Source organism: Gilvimarinus chinensis DSM 19667 (genome assembly GCF_000377745.1).
Classification (GTDB): domain Bacteria; phylum Pseudomonadota; class Gammaproteobacteria; order Pseudomonadales; family Cellvibrionaceae; genus Gilvimarinus; species Gilvimarinus chinensis.
Window position 1 is genome coordinate 1012654 of record NZ_KB898706.1, and the last position, 25350, is coordinate 1038003.

The following is a 25350-nucleotide window of genomic DNA, read 5'->3' on the forward strand; positions in this document are numbered from 1 at the left end:
AACGAGTATCAATTAGGTTGATTGGGTATATGCTTATGAACGGATAACGGAGCGTTGGGAGTGGGGCGTCAATATCGTGCTTTTTACTCCCAGCGCTGTTACCAGCCTTCTACATTACCCGCTGCCCTGGCAGGGCACCGGCGTCGGGTTCCAGCAGGTAAATCTCGGAGCCGCCAGGCCCCGCCGCCAGCACCATCCCCTCAGACATGCCAAACTTCATTTTACGCGGCTTGAGGTTGGCGACCATAACCGTCAGACGGCCTTCCAGGTCTTCTGGGTTGTAAGCAGACTTAATGCCCGAAAATACATTGCGCGTTTCGCCGCCCAAATCCAGGGTCAATTGCAGCAGTTTGTCGGCACCCTCTACGTGGGCGGCCTTGGCGATGCGAGCGACCCGCAGGTCGACCTTGGCAAAGTCGCCAAATTCAATTTCGTCGCAAATCGGCTCGTCCGCCAGAGGCCCGGTGGCCTTGGGGGCGGCTTCTTCTTTACTGGCTTCGATCATGGCGTCTACCTTGTCTTTTTCAATACGCTGCAGCAACGGTTTGAATTTATTGATGGCGCCGCCACGATAACCCAGTGGCTCACTCCAACTGAGAGGCTCGCCCAAAAAGGCTTCAGCGCGCTCGGCCAACAGCGGGGTGACCGGTTTTAAGAAAGTCATAATGGCGCGGAACATATTGATGCCCTGGCTGCACACGTCAATGACTTCCTGTTCGCGGCCTTCTTCTTTGGCCATTTTCCAGGGCTCGGCGGCGGCGATGTACTCATTGGCTGCATCGGCCAGGGCCATGATTTCGCGCATGGCTTTACCGAAGTTGCGCTGCTCGTAGTGCTCGGCGATGGCGGGCTCGGCGGTGGTGAATTTCTGCCACAGTTCGGCATCGGCCGGGGCGGCGCTCATCTCACCGCCTGCTTTGGCGATAAATTTGGCGGTGCGGCTGGCAATGTTGACCACCTTGCCCACCAAGTCGGAATTAACCCGGGCGATAAAGTCGTCCAGGTTTAAATCCAAGTCATCCACCGCGCTGGTCAGCTTGGCGGCAAAGTAATAGCGCAAATACTCCGGGTCCAGATGGGCCAGATAGGTTTGGCCATTAATAAAGGTGCCCCGGGATTTGGACATTTTTTTGCCATTGACCGTGACAAAGCCGTGCACATTCACCTTGGTGGGGGTGCGCAGTTCGGCCGAGTGGAGCATGGCGGGCCAGAACAGGGCGTGGAAATTGACAATGTCTTTGCCGATAAAGTGATGCACCTCGGCGGTAGAGTCGGGGCTCCAGTACTCTTGCCAGTCGATACCGTTTTGGTCGGCGTAGTTCTTCAAACTGGCGATATAGCCGATAGGTGCGTCCAGCCAGACGTAAAAGTATTTGCCCGGTGCGCCCGGAATTTCAAAACCAAAGTAGGGTGCATCGCGGGAGATATCCCATTCCTGCAAATCGGCGTCAAGCCATTCAGCCACCTTATTGGCGACCTCGTCTTGCAGGTGGCCGGCGCGGGTCCACTGCTTTAAAAAGTCGGCGAATTCGGGCAGCTTAAAGAAATAGTGCTCGGATTCTTTGGGCACAGGGGTGGCGCCGGTCAATACCGAAACCGGGTTGATCAGCTCCATCGGGCTGTAAGTAGCGCCGCAGGCCTCACAGTTATCGCCGTACTGATCTTCGGTTTTACACTTGGGGCAGGCACCTTTGATGTAGCGGTCTGCCAGAAACAGCTCTTTTTCCGGGTCAAACGCCTGGGTGATCGAGCGCTTGGCGATATGACCATTGGCGTCCAGGCGCTGGTAGATCATCTCGGCCAGCTCACGGTTTTCGGGCGAGTGGGTGGAGTAGTAATTATCGTGCCCGATCAAAAACCCTTCCGATACTGCTTTGTGTGCCGCGTGCATATTCTCAATATGCTGTTCGGGGCTGATGCCCTGTTCTTCCGCTTTTAGAGTAATGGCGGTGCCATGGGCGTCATCGGCGCAAAAGTAATGACACTCGTGGCCGCGAAGCTTTTGAAATCGCACCCAGATGTCCGTTTGGATTTGTTCCATCAAATGGCCCAGATGCAATTCACCATTGGCATAGGGAAGGGCACTGGTTACCATGATTTTACGGCGAGTGGTCATAGCTTTCCTGTCGGTTGCGGCGCCTTGTGAGCGCGAATTTTGTCGTAGCCCGATGGGGCAGGTAAAAAATGGTGCGGCACTATAGCATTTTTCAAGTTTTTTTGCGCCGTTTTTGCACGGCTAATCAATCGCTTAGCACGGTATGGGTAAGGCCTGTTACTTGTAATTGGAATGTGTGCCCCCATCATGCCATGACTTTCAAATGCCCTTTATTAACGAGAGAGAACCTATGGCCAGCGCCGACCTGCAAGCTGTTAACGCCGCCCTCGATTTGGTTGCCGATCCTAACCTTGAGCAAACTTTGGCAGAGCTGGGTGTGCCGCGTCGAGCGTCCCTTGAGGGTGAGCGGGTTTCGGTAGAGCTAACGCTGGGGTACCCCGCCGGGCGTGACGACACCTTGGCCAAGCGCGTTCGCGACGCATTACTGGCGCTAGACGGTGTCAGTGAGGTTGATATTGATCTTGGTTGGAATGTGGATGCACACCCGGCAGCCAATAGCGCCATGGCCGTTCCGGGGGTCAAAAATATTATTGCTGTTGCTTCTGGTAAGGGCGGTGTGGGTAAATCAACAACGGCTGCGAACATTGCCTTAGCGCTGGCGGGCGAGGGCGCGCGTGTGGGGGTATTGGATGCCGATATCTACGGCCCCAGCCAGCCGCAAATGCTGGGGGTGGGCCAGCAGCGCCCCAATATAGTGGGCGAAGGCAAAGCGCAGCAAATGATTCCCATCGAAGCGCATGGTTTACAAACCATTTCTATGGGCTACTTGGTGACGGAGCAAACCCCGATGGTCTGGCGCGGGCCTATGGTAAGTGGCGCGTTGAAGCAGCTACTGACACAAACCCGTTGGGATGATGTGGATTACTTAATTATCGATATGCCGCCAGGCACTGGCGATATCGCCTTAACGCTCTCGCAAAGTGTACCGGTAACGGGCGCGGTGGTGGTTACGACACCTCAGGATATCGCCCTGTTGGATGCCCAAAAAGGCATCGAGATGTTTCGCAAAGTGAATGTGCCGGTGCTGGGCGTGGTGGAAAACATGGCCATTCATGTGTGCTCTGAGTGTGGTCATAAAGAGCATATATTTGGCGAGGGCGGCGGTGCACGGATTGCCGAGAGCTACCAGACGCCGCTGCTCGGTGCTTTGCCGTTATCGCTGAGTATTCGCAAACAGGCAGATGGCGGAGAGCCTTCGGTAGCGGCCAATCCTGACAGCGCTGAGAGCCTGGAGTATTACGCTATCGCCCGGCGATTGGCTGCGCGCTTGTGGCAAGCCAACCGCCAGGCTGAGCCGGTAACGGTTATCGAGACATAGCCTTCAGCTTTTATTTGGCAAAGGGATTGGCCACCTGATGGTAATTTATGAGTCTCACCTCGTTTGACTCAAACCACTGTTTCGCTTCTTCGGAGAGCAGCATGTGTAGCTCTGTGGCTCGGTGCTGAGCCACTAACGGCTCCAGATCGTCAGTGTTCATTACGGGATTGTTGAGGTCTATTAAGGCCTGCATCTCCGGTTGATTGCGGGCGGCATGAATGACCAGAACATTGACTTTGTCGCTTTCCAACCCATTTTCCAGGTGCTTAAAAAAGCGCTCTTGTTTTTCCGCTACAGGCACATCAAACATCGTCATGACCGCTTCGCCCATCCGCATAGACATGCGCAACTGATACTTTTCGGCCAGCTCGGTGACCACCTGCGTTAATTCTGGCGTGGCCAGTGCGGTTCTCATGTGGTAATCCACATAGGCGATGTTTAAACCTGTGGCGAGGGCGCGTTTTATCTGCGCTTCCAGTTCCAAACGAACTTCATCAAGGTTGACGTTCTGCGCCAAAAATTCAGCGGTGGAGGGGTAAAAATAGCCGGTTTCGTTTATCAGGCTTGAGACTTCGGTGCGCCCAGCAATCGGCCCCCAGCGATAGTGACGCCACTCGGCATTTAGGGTCAGGTGGACACCGACTGAAATTTGCGGGTTTTGTTTGAGGATCTCAACGCCCTCCTGATACCAGGGGGTGGTAAACATAACCGACGCGGCAAAGGGTATCCCCAAATCGGCCAGATCTTGTAAGCCCTGGTTAGTGGCGTGAGTCATACCAATATCGTCGACTCGCAAAATCAGCTGTTTCGGGGCGGCGAGGCTGGCCTGGGCCACGGTTAGCAGCCATAGGCATGACAATAAGGCGATGGTTAGTCGTAATCGAGACATAATTATTCTCCTGTTTTTATCTATCATTAAGCCTTGGTACAACGTTGTCAGATTGACCAAAAGTAATGGCCGGTGTTCAGTGTGTGAAGTTGATCACTTTCACCCTCGAGTACTGGCAAAATTAATGTAATCAATAGTTAATATTAATAAGAATAAATTTAAATTTATAAGTCTTGAGTTAATTAGGAAGTGCTATATCGGTGTTTTTAAATGTGCCATTTTGCGTGCTGTTGGCCCATTTTTAGCCCAAAGGGGTGCGACAATGTTACGCATTGACACAAGATAAAACATAAGCATTCTGTTAGTAACTAACACCAAAAGTAGGGTGTGTTGTAAGAAAATAACCCATGTGGTTTGATGCTTGGCGTCTGGCAGGTGGTGCTCAATTGCAGAGATTGGCGATTAGTGGGTGCTTTCCTGCTCGTCTCGCTCGACTTAGACAACGTTGTCTGTCTGGCGTGTAATTCCTGTCAAACAACCATCCACAACAAGAGGGTTAATAGGATGAAAGCTCAGTGGTTTAAAACAAAAACGTTTAAAGCGGCATTGATCGGCTGCTTCTCGCTTGCGGGCATTGCGGCAACGAATACCGCAATAGCACACGGCACTATCACATCTCCGGCAAGCCGTGTCTGGAACTGTAAAGAGGAAGGTCCTGAGACATTAACGTCTGATGCCTGTATTGCAGCCAAGGCCGAAAGTGGTAGCCAGCAGTTTTACGACTGGAATGGTATTCGTCAGGGTAATGCCGGTGGTAATCACACCGCGGTAGTGCCTAATGGACAATTGTGTTCAGGTGGCGACCCAAATACTTTCGGCGGTATGGATTTAGCGCGTAACGATTGGGTGGCCACGCCTGTCAATGGAAACCAAACCTTTACCTGGTATAACTCTGCAGCCCATGCCACTGCTTACTATCGTTATTACATTACGAAGCCTGGTTATAACCCTTTACAGCCTTTAGCCTGGAGTGATCTTGAGCTGCTGGTTGAAACCCCGCCGGAGGCCGCTGAGTTTTATCCGTCGCACACGGTAAGCTTGCCTGCGCGCACGGGTCGTCATGTTGTTTACGCCGTATGGCAGCGCTCTGATAGTCCAGAAGCCTTTTACGCCTGTGTTGATGTGATGTTTAACGGTGACGGAAGCAGTAGCAGCTCTTCTTCCAGTAGCTCTTCAAGCTCTTCATCGGTCAGCTCTTCGAGCTCTTCGAGTTCCAGTTCGACCGATACAAACACTTGTGTGGGCGTGCCTAACTGGGATGCGGCTGAGGTTTATACCGAGGGTGATCAAGTCCGCTACAACAATAGCCGTTTTGAAGCCAAGTGGTGGAGCCGTGGTGACGTGCCAACGGACCATGACGGCCAATGGGATGTGTGGATCAACCAAGGCAATTGCTCTGGTAATTAAGTCTCTATCGTTCTCATGACGATTAGCCCCGGTAGCTTTGCTGTCGGGGCTTTTTTATGGGTTTCCGCTGCCTCGAAAAACCGCTATGATGCGGCCCCATCTTTTGACTATGAATCGGCCCCAGGGGAGCGTTAATGAGCATTAAATCCGATAAGTGGATGCGTCGCATGGCAGAGCAGGAGGGTATGATTGAGCCCTTTGAGCCAGGACAGGTTCGCTACAATGAGCAACAGCAACGCATAGTCTCTTATGGAACTTCCAGCTACGGCTACGACGTACGCTGTGCTGACGAGTTTAAGATTTTCACCAACGTGTTTTCCTCTGTGGTGGACCCAAAAAACTTCGATGAAAACAGCTTTGTTGATGTCAAAAGCGACGTGTGTATCATTCCTCCCAACTCGTTTGCACTGGCGCGTACCGTAGAATATTTTCGCATTCCCCGTTCTGTGTTAACCGTGTGCTTGGGTAAATCCACTTATGCCCGCTGTGGGATTATTGTCAATGTGACACCCTTGGAGCCCGAGTGGGAAGGCCATGTGACTTTGGAGTTTTCCAACACCACCCCATTGCCTGCAAAAATTTACGCCAATGAAGGGGTGGCGCAAATGCTGTTTTTTGAATCCGATGAAATCTGCGAAACCAGTTACAAAGATCGCGGCGGTAAGTATCAGGGGCAGCGCGGAGTGACCTTGCCGAAAACCTGATTGCGGCCTACTGCGTCGGTTCAATTGCGAAAAGTAATGTGTTGAAAAAGCCGCTGAATAGAGTGGCTTTTTTTCGTGTAATGCCGATATTAATTTTATTGAACTAAATTGTTTTTTTGGTAATCTTTATCGCTGCGATTGCTTCGCGGCGCAATCGCCTAAAAATAAATGTACGGAGAGCAAGTCAATTCACAAGGAGTCAGTATGACAAAACTTCCCTTTTTCTTGGTTTTACCTTTATCTGGCCTGGCAGCTTTCGCCGAGGCTCAAAATGCATCAAACAACAGCTATCAATTTGAGTTCGGTGCAACTTATTCCACCAGTGATGCGGATTTTATTACGAAGTCTAATAACTACTCTGTGGACGGAACCTACTACTTTGCGCCTGTGCAACTAAAAGATAACCCTTACGCTGAAGCGGCGTTTATGGAGCGCGCCGGGTTTGTCAGCTTGGGTGGAGGCTACGGTGAGAATGAAACCAAGACTGCCTGTGTGAGCGCTGCAAGTGGGACAGGCAGAACTTCATGCAGAACGGGTCAGGAAGGCTCCAGCGCTGGTGTGACGACCGGCTTTTATGTTGCGGATATTTTCTATTTTGAGGGCAGCTATTCGTATAGCGATAACGAGAATAAGTACAACGGAAGGACCTTTAGTTCGAATAATGACTACTGGTCTGCGGCTATTGGTATTGCGCCCATGGAAAATATGCTGTTGACCACCAGTTTTGCCGAGGGTAATGATTTGTTCGGCGATAACTATAACATCAGTGGTAAGTACGTTATTCCCTTTACATCCGGACAGGCGCTTAACCTTGAAGCAAGCTACGCCTATTATAAAGATGCGCCGGACATAGCCGATGATGACGACTGGATTGTAGGCGGCGATTATTATTTCAGTCGAGCTTTTAGCGTCGGTGGTACGTTTAACTCAAGTGACAATTATACCCTGCGTTCACGTTATTTTTTCAATCAGGCGTTGAGTCTTGATGTTGAATACAGTGAGCAAAGGGATTTTCTGGATATTGATACCTACTCTGTTGGGCTCAGCGCTCGCTTCTAATCGATAAAAGCCGACGCGAGTCGGCTTTTATTCAACATTTATTACATTTCTAGTCAATATATCGCGCCTTGCCCAGGTGCTCGCAGGCTTGTTTCGATTCGCTAAAACCTAGTCGCTAATTATCATAGTACGTCGTCAGGAGAGTCCCTACCACATGGAGTTGTTATGCAAAAACTACCTCTCGTAGTACTTCTTTCGTTTACATCCGTTCCGGTGTGGGCGGATTTAAGAATGATAAACGCCAACAGTCAGTACCAATTTGAACTCTCTGGTTGGTACGGCGAAGATAACGACCTTTATCCCGAGCCCGCGCAAACTTACGGTGTTAAAGGAACCTATTACTTTACCCCGGTTTGGCAATCTGACCACCCCTATGCCGAAGCCGCGTTTTTAGAGCGTGCAAGCTCGGTGAGCTTAAGTGCGAGGCGCTGGGATGATTCGGACCAATATCCCTGCGGGCTGGATGCAACCGGCCTTTGTCATAACGAGTATCTGGAAGATAAAATTCTGCTGACCGGAAGCTGGTACTCGGCGGGCTGGCTATTTGTTGAGACCACGTATTTTTATGAGCAAACCGATAACCGTTGGCGCGATGATCGCGAAGCGAGTTTTGATCGCAACAGTTGGAGTGCTCAGATCGGGATTACACCGCTTGCCGGACTTCGGGTTTCGACCGGTTATTCCGAAGAAAATGATCTGGGGGAAAATGACTGGAATGTCGAGGCTAAATACGTTGCGTCTTTATCGGATACCCAGGCGATCAATGTTGAGCTTGCTTATGAGTATGCCGAGGACGATGAATGGATGCTGGCAGGGGACTATTATCTCACCCAGGCATTCAGCATTGGCGGCGGGCTTGCGACCAACGACGATTATCTGTGGCGCTCCCGCTATTTTGTGACTGATTTTATCAGTGTGGATGTCAGCTATTACGAATACGAAGATGGCGATGCCTATCAGGTAAGGGTATCTACTCGGTTTTAGATTGACAGCCTAAAAAAGCCAGCTGCTGCTCGCTGCTGGCTCACTGTTTGACTGCCATCAGACCAGCCTTATCTAAGGCTGGTCTTTTTGTTTAGTAAGGCTTGCTGGCCTTGGTGGTCACATAACTTGTGTCGAAGCTGACAATGCTGTCCTGAAGAAAACATAACATACGCCTCTCCACCCCCGCTTTCATTACCCTCTCTGAGCGCAAAGGCTCGAGAGTAGTGGAGAGATGATACTTTTGTTACCTGGTGTACTTGGCTCTAAAGATAGATGTCGAGTTGATTGGGAATAGGTGTATAGCGCGAACATTAGAGCTGATTAAGTTTGGTTAAGTAGCGTCAATTATCCTCAGTGTGCTTAATGGTCCTATGGACAATATGAGTATTGCTAATGATAATGGAGTGAGGGTGGAGCGAGCGTGAAATGTTAACGGTGTTACCTGGCCTGGTTCTCCAATCACGAAAAGTGCACGGTTTGATAATAATAGCAATTTTGCCCAAAGCTTGTGACTTTAGCGGTGCAGCCCTTGTACCAGCTTAAGTTCCTACACTTAGTTTTTTTCATAAATGGTTGACCAGTGTGGTCGTAGGGCGTCCTCATGCCAGTGGTTGTAACGAGTTATATCACTTTGCTAACACTTGGGTTTTGGATGTTGGTTTTAGATGAAGGCCGAATTGCCACCGTTACATTGGCTGATTTACCGGGCCGCTTGGGTTTCAAATAATCGCCCGGGTTTCAAATAATCGTCCGGGTTTCACATAATAAAGTAACAGCAATTGAGCAAACATACGCCGTATCGTGAGTGAGTATCGGAGCCTAGTTCGGCATCGTATCGTCAGTACTTGTTTTTGTTTTGGATCTATCGGGGCGATCACCCTCGATACAAAATAGATTTACGTTGAAAGCCTTTTGGGTGAGTCAATGGAAGGTGATAGGCGAGCTGACAAGACAGTGTTGACTGAAAATATCACTCCGTGCGTGTAAAAGTTTAGGAGACCAGAGCATGAAAGTTATTCAGCTGGCACTGTTGGGTTTGCTGACATGTGCCGCAACGGTTTTAGCGCAAGAGACCATTTATGTAGACGATGGCAAGATTAAAACCGCTTCAGGAGAGATTCTTGTTATGCGCGGCTTTAATGAGATGTTTGTCTGGTCAACCGATCCAACCGGTGAACGATTGATTCCCGAGATTGCTCAGTCGGGCGCAAATACCTTACGCCTAGTGTGGAGTTATAAAAACGCAAACACAGACGATCTTGAAAGTCTCGTCAATCGCACCGTAGAGCACAAGATGGTACCGGTAGTTGAATGCCATGATGCGACGGGTAAATGGGGGGAAGAGTTACAAAAGTGTGTTGATTTTTGGAAAGACCCAGTGGTTTTTGAGACGATTGAAAGCCAGAAACGATGGGCGATTCTTAACATTGCAAACGAGGCCGGTGCCCATGATATTAATGACCAGGAGTTTGTGAAAACGTATAAAAAAGCAATCTCCGAACTACGACAGCGGGGTTATACCGTTCCTATTATGGTAGATGCCGCCGTCTGGGGGCAGGATATTTCACAGTTGATCCGTACCGCGCCGCAACTGATCGAGCATGATCCCTTGCACAATATTATTTTCTCGGCGCATTCCTATTGGCCGCAAGAGCAAGCACTGGAAAATTATCGCCTTGCCGCCGCTAGCGCCAGCCAGCACTCCATTGCCTTAATTATTGGGGAGGGTCCATCCGTGACCCGTGTGGGCCAATGTGAGAACCCCAAACCTTTGCCTTATTTGGAGGGAATGGAGATTCTGCAGAATGCGGATATTGGTTGGTTGAATTGGTCCTGGGGTGGAATGAAAAATGGCGATTGCGATCAATACCTCTATTTCGACATTTCTGAGCAGGGGCGATTTGGTCGTTGGACCCACGAGCCAGGTGCTCAAATAGTAGCAATGAGTCCAAACAGCGTGATGCAAACCTCCAAGCGTCCCGCCTCATTTTACCCGGACGGAAAAGTTGATGTGTCCGGCGTCTATCTACACTTAGAAAACGCCACTGTCGAAGTTGGTGAAACCGCCCGCTATACCGCTTTAATCGCACCAGTGAATGCCCATAACAAAAATTATTCTGTCGTGTGGAGTGGGGATGAAGAAACTTTACTCATAAATTCCCGCGACGGCACTGTTACCGGGAAACGTCCAGGTCAGGGAGAGCTTATTCTGACGAGCGAGATGGGGAATCTGAGCTGGTCTGTTCCCGTTACAGTGATCAAGTCACAGCATTAGTTGGAGATACTCTATGAGACCGTTGCAATACATTTCTACATTATGGTTGTTCATTGTATTGGGTATAAGTGTTAGTGCTTGGGGACGCACGGTTGTTCTCGATGCGGATACGGCTAATGAAGTGGATGACCCTTATGCAATCGTCAAGGCGTTTTCTGTGCCGGGTTGGAATATCGTCGCGTTGAATGCCGCACAGTGGCAGGCAAGCCAATGGGCCTCCCCGGATACCATGGAGCAGAGCTTTCGGATGAACCAGGAGATGGCGGCTTATCTGGAGTTTCCATCAAGCGTAAAAGTTTTGCGCGGGGCGCATCGCAGAATCTTCGATTGGGGAGAAGATCGAGCGATATACTCTTCCGCTAGCCACCATTTAATTGGGCTTGCGCAGCAGGCTAAAAGCAATGAACCGATTACTGTTATCGCCTTAGGGGCGCTAACCAATATCGCCTCCGCTTTACTTATTGCCCCAGAAATAGCCTCAAAGATCGAGGTCTATTGGTTGGGTACGACCTTGTCCCCTGATTCTAACCGATTAGAGTTTTTAGATTTCAACCCTCTGATGGACCCTCAAGCGGTTGATGTCTTGCTCGATTCGCAAGTGCAATTGCATATTCTTCCGGTGAGCAGTCTGGGGGCTTACCAGGCCGATTTCACAAAAGCTAAACAACATTTTTTAGGCAAAGGCGAGCTTGGTGATTACTTGATTCGGCGCTGGAGAGAGCATGGAGATGGCGGAAAGTACCAGCGCATACTATGGGATGTCGCTTTAATTCAGGCGGTGCAATACCCAGAGAGGTTTACGAAGAAAAAGATCTCTGCGTACCCGAATAGTAACCTGTGGGTGTATGCCGAGGTGGATAATGAGTTTTTGCTGAAAGACCTTTACCAAAGTATCGAAGATCGTCTACAAAAATAAACGCGTAAATATTATAGGACAGGGCAATGAAAAGAATAACGGCCACACTGCTAGCAACCTTTTTACTTTCGATTGTTGTTCAATCGAAAGCCGGTGGACTTCCCTATCTGGTATTTGAGCCTCAGGAAAAGCTGGACCGAGACAAGCACATTGTAATTGTAACCGGAGATGAAGAGTATCGCTCGGAAGAGTGGGGGCCGATGCTTGCCAAAATCTTCAGCAAAAAGCACGGTTTTAAAACCACTGTGCTGTTTGCACAGAACGATGAGGGTATTGTTGACCCGAACAACATTTACAACATTCCCGGTATGGAGCTGCTGAAGCAAGCTGACTTGATGGTGCTGGGCACGCGCTGGCGCAAGCTGCCCGAGGAGCAGATGCTGCCGGTGCTGGATTATCTCAACGCGGCCAAGCCGATTATCGCCCTGCGCACCGCCACGCATCCGTTTAACAACGACGAAGAGTATGGCGGTTACGACTGGAAAAACTTTGGTCGCGAAATCGTGGGTGAAAACTGGTTGAACCATCACGGAGAACACAAAGTTCAGGGCGGTCGCTCGGTGGTTAATCCCGCGCAAAAGAACCATCCTCTGCTCAATGGTGTGGAGCCATTTTTCACCTACTCGGATATTTACGGCATTGAACACCTAAACAATGTTGAAGCGGATGTGTTGTTGCGCGGTGCCGTGACCGAGTCGCTCGACCCACAGTCGCCTGCGGTAGAAGGTGAGTTGAACAGCCCGATGATGCCGCTGGCTTGGCTCAAGCCTTACCCTGCGCCCAATGGCAAAGAGGGGGTGTGCTTTGCCACTACTGCCGGTGCCGCTGTCGATTTAGTGGATGAAAATCTGCGCCGCCTGGTCGTCAACGCCGCTTATCACTTGCTGGGTTACGATGTGCCCCAACAGGCCGATGTAACACCGATTGATCGTTTTGAACCCTCTTTTTACGGGTTTCAGGACAAAGACTATTTTGTTAAACGCGGTCTGACTATCGACGACTTTGCCTTAGGTCGTTCCGGTCGCGCTATCCTCAGCGAAGAAGACGCTCAGTGGTTAAGCAAAAGTAAGCTGGCGAGCGAGGTTGATGTTGAATTTGATAAAGACGATTCCGTTGCCATTGTCGGCAATGGTTTGGCCGAGCGGATGCTGCATTACGGCTTTTTCGAAAGTCAGCTATACGCCCGCAATGCCGGTAAGAACCTGAGCATTCACAACCTGGCGCGTCCGGGCATGACGCCTGTGTTCCGTCCTCACCCTTCGCGCGATACTCAGTGGCTGTTCCCAGAAGCGGCAGAGCTTTACCCGGAGCTTGCCGAGCACAGTGGCGTGGGTACTCACCCAAGCCCGGATGAATGGCTGGAGAAAATCGAGGCCGACAAGATCTTTGCCTTCTTTGGTTTTAACGAGTCGTTCGATGGCCCCGAGGGCCTAGAGCGCTTTAAGAAAGAGCTGCGCGCTTACATCAAGCACACCCGCGCCCAGCGTTACAACGGCAAAAGTGCTCCTGAGTTAGTCTTGGTCTCGCCCATCGCTTTCCAGGATTTGTCCGCTGATCACGATCTGCCTAAGGGTAAAGAGCAAAACCGCAACCTTGCGCTTTACACTCAGGCCATGGCCGAAGTGGCGCAAGAAGCCGATGTGGACTTTATCGATATCTATACCCCCACACGTCGCTGGTTTGTTGAGTCGACCGAGCAGCTTACCGTTAATGGTGCGCATCTAAACCAAGAGGGTTATGAGCGTTTAGCGGCTGAGTTGGCGCAGCAGTTAATGGCCGATCAAGGTCAGACCCCGAGCGATGAGCTGGTGTCACTGGTGGTGGAGAAAAACGTCCACTGGTTTAACCATTACCAAATGCCCAATGGTGTGCATGTTGATGGTCGTCGCTTTGAGCCATACGGCCCCGACAACTATCCGGCAGAAAAGAAAAAAACCTGGCAGTTAACGCAAAACCGCCAGGCGGAAATTTGGGCGCTGGTGCAAGGTAAGCGTTTTGATAGACAAGCGGCTGATGCCAAAACCGTGACCTTGCCAGAGGTGCAAACCAATGCGCCCGAGCGTGCCGAGCAGCAGTATTTGTACGGTAGGGACGCGTTAGAGCGCTTTAGCCTGGCCCCAGGTTACGAAATTGAGTTGTTTGTATCGGAAAAAGAGTTCCCCAATATGGCGAACCCGGTACAGCTGACTTTCGATGGTAAGGGGCGCTTGTGGGTCGCGGTAATGCCGAGCTACCCTCACTATCGCCCCGGCGACCCAGCGCCCAACGATAAAATTCTGATTTACGAAGACACCGACGGCGACGGCAAAGCCGATAAAGAAACCGTGTTTGCCGACAAGTTGCATCTGCCGATTGGTTTTGAGCTGACGCCCGAAGGTGTGTTTGTATCTCAGGCGCCAAACCTGGTGCGTCTGCGCGATACCGACAATGACGATCGCGCCGATGTGCGCGACATTATTATGAGTGGCTTTGACACTCACGATACTCACCATGCCATCAGCGCATTTACCCGCGACCCCTGGGGTGGTTTGATTTTCGCCGAGGGCGTGTTTTTGCACACCAATGTGGAAACCGCCTATGGCCCAGTGCGTGCGGTAAACGGTGGGTTTTATCGTTTTGAGCCGCGCAGCCATAAACTGGAGCGCATTGTACAAACCCATATCCCCAACCCCTGGGGTGTGGCTTTCGATCGCTGGGGGCAGGGCTTTTTCTTGTCCACCTCCAACCCGGATATGCATTGGATGCTGCCGGTTGAACTTGCCACTCATTATGGTCAGTTGACCGTGGGCACTGAATCATTGATTGAGTCTGATCATCGGGTGCGCCCGACCTCGGGTTTGATTTTTGTCTCCAGTGATCACTTCCCCAAAGAAGTGCAGGGCGACTTTATCCTCAACAACTCCATCGGCTTTTTGGGTGCCAAACAGCACCGTCTGAACGACGACGGCGCGGGTTACACCAGTAAGTTCGTGATGGATTTATTTAAATCCAGCGATCCGAACTTCCGTGCGGTGGATTTGGACTTCTCCCCGGATGGTTCGCTCTATGTGGTGGATTGGCACAACCAGTTGATCGGCCACATGCAGCACAATGCTCGCGACCCGCTGCGAGATCATGCGCACGGTCGTATTTATCGCATTACCCATAAAAAAGGTAAGTTGTCGCCGGTACCGGATCTGACCACTAAGTCGCCCGAGCAATTGCTAACCATGCTCCCCAAGGCTGACTGGCATCAGCGTATGCGCATCTATCGCGAACTGCGCAAACTGCCGGCTCATGAAGTGGCCCAGCAACGCGCTCAGTGGCTCTTAGCGTTGCGCACTGCTGGCGAGTTGAATGAGTATCGTCAGCTTGAAGCTTTGTGGTTGGATAACCGCTCGCTGGATACCGGCCTGGTGCGCTCACTGCTTGAAGCCGATGACTTTAGAGTGCGCGCCGCCGCTGTGGAAGCGCTGCGTTATCACCGCGAGCAGTTCGACGATACCCGGGCTCTGTTGCTGCAAGCCGCCGCCGATAAGCACCCACGTGTGCGTTTGGAAGCGGTCGTAGCGTCTACCTGGTTGAACGATAAGCGCGCCTTGCAGGTGGTGCAAAAAGCGGCCGAGCAGCCCGTGGATGCCTGGGCCCGTCAGGCGTATCTGCAGGCCGCCGCTTATTGGGGGGGCAAGGTGGACTTGCCAGCGGTTGAGTCCGAAGAGCAAGAACGCGATTTGCCGCCCGAGGTAGCCGCTGTGTGGGAAGAGGGGCGTGAAATCTACCGCCGCGAAGGTTACTGCGCAACCTGTCACCAGGAAGATGGTAATGGTCTGCCGGCGGCGCAGTTCCCGCCTTTGGCTGGCACCGAGTGGGTGACAGGTAATCCCGCGCGTTTGATTGATATTGCGCTCAACGGTCTGACAGGCCCAATTGACGTTAACGGTCGTCACTACCCAGGTCATGTGCCCATGACGCAGTTTAAAGGTTTGCTCAATGATCAGGAGATGGCAGCGGTGCTGACCTATGTGCGCAACGCGTTTGGCAACAGCGCTTCAGCCATTACCCCAGAGCAGGTTGAAAAAGTGCGCGCCGAAACGGCCGACAAAACCGGCTTTTGGTTGGCGCCAGAGCTAAATCAGAAATACCCCTAGCCACCCATGGGTAAAGACTTTCTGGCCCCAGCAGGTGCATCAATAACTACTGTGGGACAGATTGCAAGCGCAGCCTATTAAAAGCAGGATAAGTTTTCCCTCTGGCTATTGCGCGCTAGAGAGCGCGCTTCATCCACTGCACTCATACAGAAATTAAACGTTCATTCACTTAGTCGTTTCTATGTGCAAATTGGGCGTGGTGCTGAGCTGCCGTCAAATTGCTTTCCTTGTACCGACCATCCACATTTAAATTATAAACACCTTGCAGTTTTAGAGTCTGTGCAACTTTTGCGTAACTCGCGAGTCGTATGCACGGTGGCGAAGCTGCCATTCATACAATAAGACAGTAGCCATTGGATATTGGGGGTTATCTTATCAAGGAGTTGAAATGCAATCTGAAATCGTTAGAAAACCCTTAGCCCTGCTCGCGTTTATCTCTCTTCCCGCAGCCGCAGCTCCCTATCAGTGGGAAGTCGGAGGCGACTACCTAAGTAAGGATTATGATTCCGTCGTTGTTGGCGATGGAGACGACTATAAGCTGTGGGGCGCCTATTACCTGAGTCCAGTGACAACCGATAAAGGGCCGCTGGCTGAGGCGGCTTTTTTATCCCGTGCCAGTAATGTTTCAATTGACCTGGCCAATGAGCAATACAGTTCGGATTATTATTACGAGTACCGAGTGTGTGCCTCGGGATCGAATTGCATGGCTACACAATACGGCCGTTCCATAGAGAATAATAAAGCAACGCTCGGATTTGAGTACTATTTGCCCGACTCTTGGTTGTATGTTGCGGGCAGTTATCAATACTTGGACCGGAGCTATGAGTCAAAAAGGTCTGTGGGCGGGGAACCTGTTTTTTCGCAATCTTCCAGTACGCATGAATACTGGTCTGCCTCTGTCGGTGTGACGCCGTTAGAGGGCTGGTTGCTGGCGGCTCAGTTTGGTGAAGGGGGCGATGGCGAATTGTTCGCGGGCGAGGCGGCGATTAGCAGTAAGTATTTATGGCAGCTTGGCGGTGATAGGGCGCTAAATGTAGAAGGAACTTATTTTGTTGATAATGGCTACAACGACTGGCAGATTGGGGCTGATTTTTACCTCAATAAAACTCTGAGCCTTGGTGCCAGCTATGCAGATAATCAATCTTCCGAAATTCGTTTGAAAAAGTTTGTAACGGATTCAATAGCGCTGGAGGCCAGCTATATTGAGTTTGAAGAAGATTATGGTTATCAAAGTGGCGATGGGTTTTCTGTGGGTGTTAGTACGCGATTTTAAGCGTATTAAGGTAGGTTAAATAAAAGAGGGCCAGTCCAGCTGGCCCTCTTTCTTAATCTCTTTAAAGTGACTTAAGCCTGGCTGATGCGGGCAAACTCATCAAAGTAAGTGGGGAAGGTTTTTGACGTGCACTTGGGGTCATTGATAATAATATCCGCATCACCAAAGCTTGCCAGGGAAAAGCACATGGCCATGCGGTGATCGTTATAGGTATCAATCGCCGCCGAGGTCATTTTTTCCGGTGGTTCAATGTGAATATAGTCTTCACCTTCTTCAACCACGGCGCCAACTTTGCGCAGCTCGGTGGCCATGGCGGCTAAGCGATCGGTTTCTTTCACACGCCAGTTGTAAATGTTGCGGATGCGTGTAGCGCCTTCGGCAAATAGCGCGGTGGTGGCGATGGTCATGGCGGCATCGGGAATGTGGTTTAAGTCGACATCCACACCGTGTAATTCACCTGTACCTTCCACTTCAATCCACATATCCGAGTAGGTGACCTTGGCCCCCATTTGCTCAAGTACCTCGGCAAATTTCGCATCGCCCTGAATGCTGGCGCTGCCGGTACCGTGTACTTTCACAGGCCCTTTACCGATGGCGGCGGCGGCCAGAAAATAAGACGCGGAAGAGGCATCCCCCTCAACCATAATCTCGCCCGGTGTTTGGTATTGCTGGCCACCGGTAACGGTAAACGACTGGTAATTGTTGTTGGCAACCTGTACGCCAAACTTGGCCATGGTGTCCAGGGTAATATCAATATAGGGCTTGGATACCAACTCGCCTTCGACATTAATCTGGGTGTCACCGGTAAACAGCGGCGCCACCATCAGCAGCGCGGTAAGGTACTGGCTGGAAATATTGCCTTTGATGGACACTTCGCCGCCCGCCAAGGGTTTGCCGTTAATTTCCAGTGGGGGAAAGCCGTCGTCTTTCAGGTAGGTTACGTCCGCGCCCAGAGGGGCGAGTGCATCAATCAAATCGCCGATGGGGCGCTCGTACATGCGTGGCTCGCCGGTGATGGTAAAGGTGCCGTCGCTGATAGCCAGCGCTGCGGTTAAAGGGCGCACGGCGGTGCCAGCGTTGCCCAAAAACAGGGTTTGCGGCTCGCTGACGCTAAAGGCACGCCCCAGGCCTGTCACCACACAGGTGCGGCGGTCGTCGGCCAGTTGGTAGTCAACCCCTAAAGCGCTGAGCGCGGTGAGCATATGGCGCACGTCGTCGCTGTCGAGCAAGTTGGTGATGGTGGTTTGCCCTTTGGCCAAAGCCGCCAGCAGCAGTATGCGGTTTGACAGGCTTTTCGAGCCGGGTAGGGTCACTTCACCGCGAACGGTGCTGATGGGTTTAAGCGTCAGGGTTTCCATGAATCTTGCTCGCAACGGGAAAAAGCGGGCATTTTACCTAATGCTTGCCGGTGGTGCCATGGCAACGATGATGCCGGGCGTCTGCTGGCGGACGCCCGGCGACGGTTGGGTCATTCGAAATCGTAGCGAAGGGGGAGCTTGGCGCGTATCTGATCCAGGACTTTCATGATGGCCACGGATTCATCCAGTGGAATAATCGGGCTCTCGCCGAGGCCTGCACGCAAGCAGCGGGCGGCTTCTTCCACCTGATGGACAAAACCGTTTTCGGCGTTCTCGGCACCGACTGTACCGGTATGAGTGTATTCTCGGCCTTCAATCTGTTTCAGGGTGTATTCACTTTGACCCTGAAAGTTTTCATAGGCAAGGGTCCCGGCGTCGCCGTACAGTGTCATTTCCTGGCCCAGCATCAGGTTAAAGCTGGTGTTGACGGTGGCCAGTACGGGGCCTGGGAAACGCAGCTGAAAACTGGTGATCTCATCCACCCCAGTGTCGGTAAATACGCACTGGGCGCTCACCACCTCGGGCAGCTTGCCCAATGCCGCGCACAGCATGCTCACCGGGTAAATCCCCATGTCCAGGGTGACGCCACCGGCCACCGCCGGGTCGTACAGCCGACCGCGGTAGTGATCGGGCGCAATACCGCCAAAGGTCACGTGGGCGGCTTTCACCTGGCCGATGGCGCCTTCGCTGATGTGTTCTTTCAGTGAGAGCATGCTGGGCAGAAAACGCGTCCAGATGGCTTCCATGACAAAGCATTTCGTGGCTCGCGCCTTGTCGACAATGGCTTGGGCTTCAGCGGCGTTGACGGTAAAAGGTTTTTCGATCACCAGATTCTTGCCGTGTTCTAAAGCCAGCAAGGCGTTGTCAGCGTGAAAGTTATGGGTGGTGGCGATGTAGACCACATCAATGTCATCTCGCGTTAGCAGGCTTTCATAGGTTTCGGCCGTAATGTCGTATTCAGCCGCAAAGGCGTCGGCTTTGTTGGGGGTGCGTGAGGCAACCGCTAATAATTGGTTGTCCTTGGCAAGGTTAATGGCCTCGGCCATTTTATGGGCAATAACACCGGCACCTAAAATGCCCCAGCGGATGGTTGGATCGGTCACAGTTCGCTCTCCTATTCATTTTTTATCAGTTTGCGGTAGAGCCTAATCTACGGTCAAATAGCAACGTGAATTCTTATCATTTATTTACCCGAGCAGTGGTCAAAGCTTATGAGCAAAATCACGCAGTTGGACTCCCAAGAGGTCTATAAGAATTATTGGATGCGGGTACGCGAAGATAAAATTCGCCGCCCCAGTGGGGCCGAGGGCATTTATGGCGTGGTGGAAAAACCGGACTTTGCGGTCATTGCCGCCATTGAAAACGGCCATATTTATTTAGTGCAGCAGTACCGCTATACCGTGGGCGGACGCTTTTGGGAAATGCCGCAGGGCGCCTGGGAGCAAAACCCGGATGCTGCCCCCGAAGACTTGGCCGCCGGTGAGTTAAAAGAAGAAACCGGCCTGGTCGCCGCTAAAATGACGCAACTGGCCTACCAGTATTTGGCCTACGGGTTTTGCAATCAGGGGTATCATATTTATGTGGCAGAGGAGTTAAGCCAGCAGGCGCGGGAGCTTGATGCCGAAGAAGAGGACTTAATCGTTAAGCCTTTTACGCTGGCCGAGGTGGAGCGCATGATCGAGGCGGGAGAAATACGCGATGCTACCACCGTCAACGTGTGGGGTTGGTTGCATCGGAAGGGGTATCTCTCTTAATAACGCAGTAATACATATTAGGGAATCTCGTCGGTGTGGGTGAGGTAACAAGAGGAGTGGTGCATGGCTATCCGCGCGGTGTTTTTCGATTTGTCCGGTGTGCTTTATAACGGCGACCGGGTCATTACCGGTGCTAATGATGCAATCACAGCTGCGCGCAAGCGCGGCCTGGCGGTACGCTTCGTTACCAATACTGCGACCAAATCTCGCGAGCAGATTCTTGCCAAGCTGAAAACCCTCGGGCTTGAGGTAAATTCACAAGAATTATTCACAGCGCCCGATGCGGCCTTAGGTTTTGTTCAGCAGCGCGGCTTAACGCCTTTCGCTTTAGTGCACGAGTCCATCGCGCCCTTGTTCCATAAAGCGTTCTATAAAACGCCGCATAAAACGGATGAGCCCGATTGCGTGGTGCTGGGGGATGCGCGTGAGCAACTGACGTACGCCCCTCTTAATCGCGCCTTTGCTTTGCTGATGCAAGGTAAGCCGCTGATTGGCATTGGCGATAACCGCTATTTCAGCGATGGCGATCAATTGCTGCTGGACGCGGGGCCTTTTATTCACGCACTGAGTTATGCCGCCGATACCCGCGCCGTAATTATGGGAAAACCGAGCGCCGATTTTTTTGCTCAAGTGGTCAGTTCTGTAAATCTCAAAGCCGGCGAGTGCTTGATGTTGGGGGACGACATATTGGGTGATGTTGAAGGCGCCTTGAAGGCGGGCTTGCAAGCGGCATTGGTGCGCACAGGTAAGTACCAGCAGGGTGATGAAAACCGCGTGGCTGGCAACTTTGCGGTACTAGACAGCGTTGCTGCGTTGGAGTCGCTCCTTTAAACTGGCCGGATTTGCGAGATTGTTATGCGTATTGCGTCAGTGGGTTTGGGTGATATTGCCCAAAAAGCGTATTTGCCTTTGGTGTGTCGTCATCCTGCTATTACGCCTGTGTTGTGTACGCGTAAACCTGAGCTTTTACAGCAACTGGGTAGTCAGTACCGGGTAGAGGAACGCTACACCGATTACCGCGAGCTGCTCTGCAGTAAGCCTGACGCCGTTATGATCCACTCAAGTACTGACTCCCACGCAGCATTAGCCATGCAGGCGTTGGAAGCGGGTATCGCAGTCTTTGTTGATAAGCCTGTCAGCGACACCCTGGCCGATTGCGAAGCGGTCATCGAACTGGCAGCACGCAAAAATCTGCCCTTATTCTGCGGTTTTAATCGTCGCTATGCGCCTTTGTATCAAGGTGCTCTGGCTGCCAGACCGTTGAGTATCCATTACCAAAAAAATCGCCATGCCTTGCCTGCACAGGCGCGCCAGTTTATTTACGACGATTTCATTCACGTGTTGGATTTTGTTTGCCATGCGGGCGGGTTTCCGGCGGCCAATTGGCAGGTAATGACCGGCCACGAGCAAGGCTTACTCGCTCACATTCAGGTGAGTTGGTCACACGCTGGCCAAAGCTTAAGCGCCGCGATGAACCGTCTGTGCGGCCGCACCTTTGAGCGTTTGGACTACAGCGCGACAAACGAAAGCTGGCATGTGGAAAACCTGCGCCAGGGGTCGCACTGCGCGAATAACGAAACTCGTGAGCTGACTTTTGGCGACTGGCAAGACACGTTGTTTAAGCGTGGCTTTGTCTCGATGCTGGAGGATTTTTTAACCCAGCTACGCACGGGGCAGGCGGATACCGCCTATCTGGATCAACTGCGGCGCCTGCACCAGCTGTGCGAAGCCTTGGTGATAAAGGTTAGTGAAGAGCATACCCGTGGTTGAAATCGCCATTTCAAACATCGCTTTCAGACTCGAATACAATTTGAACTATAGTCACAGATAAGTAAACACCAGTCACAACTAACCAAACTCTGGCAAAGGAGCCGCTATGAACGACTCGCCCGCACAGCCGCAACAGACCGACTCAGAACCCAAGCCCTGGATTAAAGTAAATCCGCCGGTGTTTATCGGTGCCGGAGGTCTGTGTTTTTTGTTTGTGTTGTTTACGGTGATTATGCCCACAAGGGCCGAAAACCTATTCGCCGCGGTGCAAGGCTGGGTGCTGACATCAGCGGGCTGGTTTTACATTCTCGCGGTTGCGCTTTTTTTGATTTTTGTGGTGGGCCTTGCCATATCTGGGTTTGGCAAGATTAAGCTGGGCCCCGATCATAGCGAGCCGGATTATAGTTACACCTCGTGGTTTGCCATGCTGTTCTCTGCCGGTATGGGCATCGGCCTGATGTTTTTTGGTGTGGCGGAGCCTGTAATGCACACCATGACCCCGCCGGTGGCGGACCCGGCCAGTGCCGATGCGGCCCGCGAGGCGATGCGCATTACGTTTTTTCACTGGGGCGTGCACGCCTGGGCCATTTACGCGGTGGTTGCTTTGTCTCTGGCGTATTTCGCGTTTCGTCAGGGGTTGCCGCTGACGATTCGCTCGGCGTTTTACCCGCTGATTGGAGAGCGTATTTACGGCCCCATTGGCCACGCGGTGGATATTTTCGCGGTACTCGGCACTATTTTTGGTGTTGCCACCTCGTTGGGCTTTGGCGTGATGCAGGTCAACGCAGGGCTCAATTATTTATTTGATGTTCAAATCAGTACCTGGGTACAAATTAGCCTTATCGCCATTATCACCGTATTTGCCACCATTTCGGTGGTAATGGGGCTGGATGGCGGTATTCGCCGGGTGTCAGAGTTAAACCTTATTTTGGCGGTACTGCTGCTGGTGTTTGTGCTGATAGCAGGGCCCACTGAGTATTTGCTGCAAACCTACGTGCAAAACACTGGTTATTATCTGTCGGGCCTGATTGAAACCACATTCAATTTATACGCTTATGAACCCTCCGGCTGGATTGGGGGCTGGACGCTATTTTACTGGGGCTGGTGGATCGCCTGGTCGCCGTTTGTGGGTATGTTTATCGCGCGGGTCTCAAAGGGCCGCACCATTCGCGAATTTGTGGTGGGCGTATTGCTGGTGCCAGTCGGTTTTACTTTTATGTGGATGACCTTTTTCGGCAATACCGGTATTCATATGATTCTGGATGAAGGTATCACCCAGTTGGCGGATGCGGTTGCGGCGGATACCTCTCTGGCACTGTTTCAATTTTTTGAATACCTGCCTTTCAGTACGATTGCGTCCCTGTTGGCAACCATACTCGTTGTGACCTTTTTTGTGACCTCGTCGGATTCCGGCTCTTTGGTGGTGGATATGCTGACCTCTGGCGGGGTGGATGAGGATACGCCGGTGTGGCAGCGCATTTTCTGGTCAGTGACTGAGGGTGTTATTGCCGCCGCATTGCTGCTGGCAGGCGGGTTAACGGCGTTGCAAACCGCCACCATTGCCAGCGCCTTACCGTTCGCCATCATCATGCTGTTGATGTGCTGGGGCTTGTTAAAAGCCTTGCGGCTGGAGCTGGTAAAACGCACCAGTTTAAAAGAAGCCATGTTGGCACCTCGCGTAGCTACGAACCCGGTGCCGTGGGAAAAACGCTTAGCGCGTATCGTACGTCAGCCCGGGCGAGAGGATGTGTTAGCGTTTATCGACTCCACCGTGCAGACTGCATTGCAACGGGTGGCCGACCAGTTGGAAAAGGCGGGGGTAAAGGCTGAAGTAGGGCGGGATGAAAAAGACCGCTTGTGGCTTGAAGTGAATCACGGCACAGAGCAGGACTTTTTCTACTCGGTACACGCCAAACCTTATTCGCCACCGGCGTTTATTATGCGCGATACCCGCGCTAATCGCGGTGAAAAATTACGCTACTACCACGCCGAGGTTTATCTAAAAGAAGGCGGGCAGGATTACGACATTATGGGCTGGAGCGAAGAGCAAGTCATTGCTGATGTGCTCGACCAGTACGAAAAGCACATGTACTTTCTCTCGGCTGTGCGCTAATTTTCACGTGGGGCGGCTACCAGCCGCCCAGTACGCCAATAAAGAACTTAATCGCCGCGGCATTAAGAATATCGATAAAAAACGCGCCCACTAAAGGGATCACTAAAAACGCTTTTTGCGAGGGGCCAAAGCGAGTCGTAATGGCATCCATGTTGGCGATTGCTACAGGCGTTGCGCCCAACCCCAAACCGGCAAAGCCCGAGGTAATAACCGCGGCATCGTAATCGCGCCCCATAAAGTGAAACACCACGTAAAGCGCAAACAGAGTCATTACCAGAGTTTGCACCGCCAAGGCTAATAAAATGGGGGTAAAGGCGCGCTCCAGTGACCACAACTGCAAGGCCATTAAACTCATGGCCAAAAACAAACTGAGCGAGACCTGTCCAAACTTGCTGATATTGACAGTGTTTAGCGGCATTTTGCAGGCGTCGGCGGCATTGGTTAAAACGATGCCGGAAAACATCGCGGTTAAAAATCCTGGTAATAAAATGTTGTAGTTTGCTAACAGGTCGTTCGCAAAGCGACCCAGCTGAATGCACAAAGCCAACACAAAAATGGTGCGCAGCAGGTTAACCAGGCTATAAGGATCACTGGTTTCAGGGCTGGCTGCGTTAAACGCAATTTCAGGGGCGGTTTCATCGCTGCTGTAAAGCTGGTTTTTTTGAATCAAAAAGCGAGCTATAGGCCCGCCTATCATGCCGCCCATCACCAGGCCAAAAGTGGCAAAGGCAATGCCTAACTCGCCGGCGCGCAGTAACCCTGCTGCTTCAGCCTCTTGCCCCCAGGCGATAGCGGTGCCGTGCCCACCCGCAAACGAGACGCTGCCTGCCATTAAACCGTAACCGGGGTGAACGCCCCACAGCCAGGCAATCAATACGCCAGTGATATCCTGTACCAGCAAAAACACCGCAGCAATGGCCACCAGCTTGGCCAGTGCCCGGCCGCCAGCGCTCAAGGTATTAAGTTTAGCCGAGAGGCCAATGGTGCTGAAAAACACCAGTAGCAAAAAATCGCGTATTTGCATGTCGAACAACATTTGCACATCGCCCATAAAATACAGCGAGGCGGTAATCAGGCTAAAGATTATGCCGCCGGTTACGGACGGCGGAATATTACTGCGCTCCAGCCAGGCAAAGCGGCGGTTGAGGTAAAGGCCTAAAAACAGCACCAGAATACTGAGCGTCAGGGTGGGTAGGGGCGGTAACGTTAGACTTTGCATGCGGTTCCTTAGCAGCAGAAAGTAAAGCGTGAGGCGTCGATTATAGCGGTGGCATCGCAGGAGATAAA

At 51.8% G+C, this 25350-nt stretch carries 18 protein-coding genes; 13 read left to right on the top strand and 5 right to left on the bottom strand.

Translation table 11 applies throughout. From position 1 onward, the window contains the following. Positions 1-109: 109 nt before the first annotated feature. Entirely contained in the window at positions 110-2116 is a 2007-nt protein-coding gene (gene metG, locus D568_RS0104735) for a methionine--tRNA ligase (RefSeq protein ID WP_020208431.1), read from the bottom strand. Between the two features lie 229 nt (positions 2117-2345). Here metG and apbC point away from each other — a divergent pair, with 229 nt between their 5' ends. Then, a complete protein-coding gene (apbC, locus tag D568_RS0104740; protein ID WP_040516321.1) occupies positions 2346-3434 on the top strand; it encodes an iron-sulfur cluster carrier protein ApbC in 1089 nt (362 codons plus the stop codon). A gap of 10 nt (positions 3435-3444) precedes the next feature. Here apbC and D568_RS0104745 read toward each other — a convergent pair whose 3' ends face one another. Further along, positions 3445-4323 (bottom strand): ChbG/HpnK family deacetylase, encoded by an 879-nt coding sequence (locus tag D568_RS0104745; protein ID WP_020208433.1) that lies wholly within the window; start codon positions 4321-4323, stop codon positions 3445-3447. A gap of 504 nt (positions 4324-4827) precedes the next feature. On the opposite strand from D568_RS0104745, the gene D568_RS19295 reads away from it, so the two are divergent. From D568_RS19295 to D568_RS0104795, 8 genes are all read left to right on the top strand, one after another. After that, positions 4828-5730: a lytic polysaccharide monooxygenase gene (locus D568_RS19295; protein ID WP_051084003.1), complete on the top strand. Its 903-nt coding sequence runs from the start codon at positions 4828-4830 to the stop codon at positions 5728-5730. 134 nt (positions 5731-5864) lie between these two features. Then, a complete protein-coding gene (dcd, locus tag D568_RS0104760) occupies positions 5865-6434 on the top strand; it encodes a dCTP deaminase (protein WP_020208435.1) in 570 nt (189 codons plus the stop codon). Positions 6435-6638: 204 nt separating this feature from the next. After that, positions 6639-7493 carry a putative porin gene (locus D568_RS0104765; protein ID WP_020208436.1) on the top strand — a complete coding sequence of 285 codons (855 nt, stop codon included), beginning with the start codon at positions 6639-6641 and terminating at the stop codon, positions 7491-7493. 165 nt (positions 7494-7658) lie between these two features. Then, on the top strand, positions 7659-8477 hold the full coding sequence (locus D568_RS0104770; protein ID WP_083915296.1) for a putative porin: 819 nt from the start codon (positions 7659-7661) through the stop codon (positions 8475-8477). 1006 nt (positions 8478-9483) lie between these two features. Then, positions 9484-10752, top strand: coding sequence for a cellulase family glycosylhydrolase (locus tag D568_RS0104780; RefSeq protein ID WP_020208439.1), 1269 nt, complete (start codon positions 9484-9486; stop codon positions 10750-10752). 13 nt (positions 10753-10765) lie between these two features. Continuing rightward, the gene (locus D568_RS19300) at positions 10766-11668 is read left to right on the top strand and encodes a nucleoside hydrolase (RefSeq protein ID WP_020208440.1); all 903 of its coding nucleotides are present in this window, start codon (positions 10766-10768) and stop codon (positions 11666-11668) included. A gap of 26 nt (positions 11669-11694) precedes the next feature. Then, positions 11695-15795, top strand: coding sequence for a PVC-type heme-binding CxxCH protein (locus tag D568_RS0104790; RefSeq protein ID WP_020208441.1), 4101 nt, complete (start codon positions 11695-11697; stop codon positions 15793-15795). A gap of 388 nt (positions 15796-16183) precedes the next feature. After that, complete coding sequence (locus D568_RS0104795; protein WP_020208442.1) at positions 16184-17068, top strand: putative porin; 885 nt, start codon at positions 16184-16186, stop codon at positions 17066-17068. Positions 17069-17139: 71 nt separating this feature from the next. Here the strand turns inward: D568_RS0104795 and aroA are convergent, their stop codons facing one another. Together aroA and D568_RS0104805 are read right to left on the bottom strand one after the other, a co-directional pair. Beyond that, a complete protein-coding gene (gene aroA, locus D568_RS0104800) occupies positions 17140-18426 on the bottom strand; it encodes a 3-phosphoshikimate 1-carboxyvinyltransferase (RefSeq protein ID WP_020208443.1) in 1287 nt (428 codons plus the stop codon). Positions 18427-18536: 110 nt separating this feature from the next. Beyond that, on the bottom strand, positions 18537-19529 hold the full coding sequence (locus tag D568_RS0104805; RefSeq protein ID WP_020208444.1) for a Gfo/Idh/MocA family protein: 993 nt from the start codon (positions 19527-19529) through the stop codon (positions 18537-18539). 108 nt (positions 19530-19637) lie between these two features. Between D568_RS0104805 and D568_RS0104810 the strand changes: the two genes are divergently transcribed. The 4 genes from D568_RS0104810 (at position 19638) to betT (ending at position 24063) form a co-directional block, all read left to right on the top strand. Beyond that, on the top strand, positions 19638-20180 hold the full coding sequence (locus tag D568_RS0104810) for an NUDIX domain-containing protein (protein ID WP_020208445.1): 543 nt from the start codon (positions 19638-19640) through the stop codon (positions 20178-20180). 63 nt (positions 20181-20243) lie between these two features. Beyond that, positions 20244-21011: a TIGR01458 family HAD-type hydrolase gene (locus tag D568_RS0104815; RefSeq protein WP_020208446.1), complete on the top strand. Its 768-nt coding sequence runs from the start codon at positions 20244-20246 to the stop codon at positions 21009-21011. A gap of 24 nt (positions 21012-21035) precedes the next feature. Continuing rightward, entirely contained in the window at positions 21036-21950 is a 915-nt protein-coding gene (locus D568_RS0104820; protein ID WP_020208447.1) for a Gfo/Idh/MocA family protein, read from the top strand. 106 nt (positions 21951-22056) lie between these two features. Beyond that, a complete protein-coding gene (gene betT, locus D568_RS0104825; RefSeq protein WP_020208448.1) occupies positions 22057-24063 on the top strand; it encodes a choline BCCT transporter BetT in 2007 nt (668 codons plus the stop codon). Positions 24064-24079: 16 nt separating this feature from the next. On the opposite strand, the gene gltS is transcribed toward betT, so the two are convergent. After that, positions 24080-25282, bottom strand: a complete 1203-nt coding sequence (gene gltS, locus D568_RS0104830; protein ID WP_020208449.1) for a sodium/glutamate symporter — start codon at positions 25280-25282, stop codon at positions 24080-24082. Positions 25283-25350 lie beyond the last annotated feature (68 nt).